The organism is Stenotrophomonas geniculata ATCC 19374 = JCM 13324, from assembly GCF_001431625.1.
GTDB classification, from domain to species: domain Bacteria; phylum Pseudomonadota; class Gammaproteobacteria; order Xanthomonadales; family Xanthomonadaceae; genus Stenotrophomonas; species Stenotrophomonas geniculata.
On record NZ_LLXT01000169.1, the window covers coordinates 1 to 1250 of the forward strand.

Genomic DNA, 1250 nt, shown 5'->3' on the forward strand with positions numbered 1-1250 from the left:
CCCCTCCATGAGACGGGCACGGTAGTGCCGGCCGCTGGCCGGCAGCCTTTGGTCTTGCGCCCTGCCTGGCCTTAGGCTGGGACCAACCCGTTTTCAGCGTCGCGCACCCGGGCGTTGAGGATCACCAGCATCTTCCGCATCACCGCCACGATGGCTACTTTTCCTTCTTTGCCTCGGGCTCGCAGCGACTGGTAGAAATCGCGCAGTTGAGGTTCATGCCGCATGGCCGACATGCTGGCCATGTAGAGCACCTGGCGGATCTCGGCTCTGCCGCCATGGATGCTGCGTTTCCCTCGCATGGTTCCGCTGTCGTGGGACATCGGAGCCACACCGACGAGGCTGGCGATGGCCTTGCCGCTGATCTTTCCCAACTCGGGAAGATAGCTTGCCAATACCGCCTGCAGGCCAGGGCCAACGCCCTTCATCGACTTCAGGACAGCCAGTTGAGGCTGCTGGGTAACCTGCTCGGCAATTTGCTTTCCCAGACGTTCAACCAGCGTCTGCAAGCGGGTGATGTTGGCCTGCAGTAGCCGGCGCAATTCACGATCACCGACCATTTCCAGCTGCTGCCGCGCGATGGTCAGCGCGTGCATCGCCTGTCGACGTGCCCGCACGAATTCCCGCATTTTCTGCTGCCAAGGCTCCAGCGGTTGGTAGGCCGGAAGTTTCACCAAGGCCGCCATCTGCGCCAATGCATAGGCATCCAACCGGTCGGTCTTGGCCATCTGCCCCATCCCCTGAGCCAGCCTGCGGGCCCGCAGGGCATTGGCGCGGACCACCGGATGGCCCACTGCGTGCAGAAAATCCAGCACCGGTCGTTCGTAGCCGCCGGTGGCTTCCAGCACGATCTGGCTGACCGGACGCTTCTTCAGCCAAACATCCAATTCAGAAAAGCCGGAGCGGTTATTGCAGACCTGCAGGGTCTCTCCGTCCGTCGTGCCGACATCCAGTTGGCGCTTGCTGACATCAATCCCGATCCCGTTCATCACCGGACTCCGTATAGTCTGGAAGGGTCGAGAGCTCCCCCGCTTGCCCAGTCTTATCACTGCGAGTGTCAGCTCCAGCAACTGTTCGGGCGGATCAAGGGAGATTCCGGCGTGGGCGCCAAGCTCCAAGGCGATCGTCGAGATCCAGGCTTACACGGCGGCCCACGCCGGCTCTCGGCACCTACGCTGCCAGATTTCCATCAGATAAGGCTTGGCAGCCGCATCCATGCGGCTGACACCCCGCACTCCGACACCGCCCCACCT

At 62.5% G+C, this 1250-nt stretch carries 1 protein-coding gene; it reads right to left on the reverse strand.

Features of this window, described 5'->3' with window-relative positions; all coding sequences use genetic code 11:
* Window positions 1-71 precede the first annotated feature (71 nt).
* Entirely contained in the window at window positions 72-986 is a 915-nt protein-coding gene (locus tag ARC63_RS22415) for an IS110 family RNA-guided transposase (protein WP_010480741.1), read from the reverse strand.
* Window positions 987-1250 lie beyond the last annotated feature (264 nt).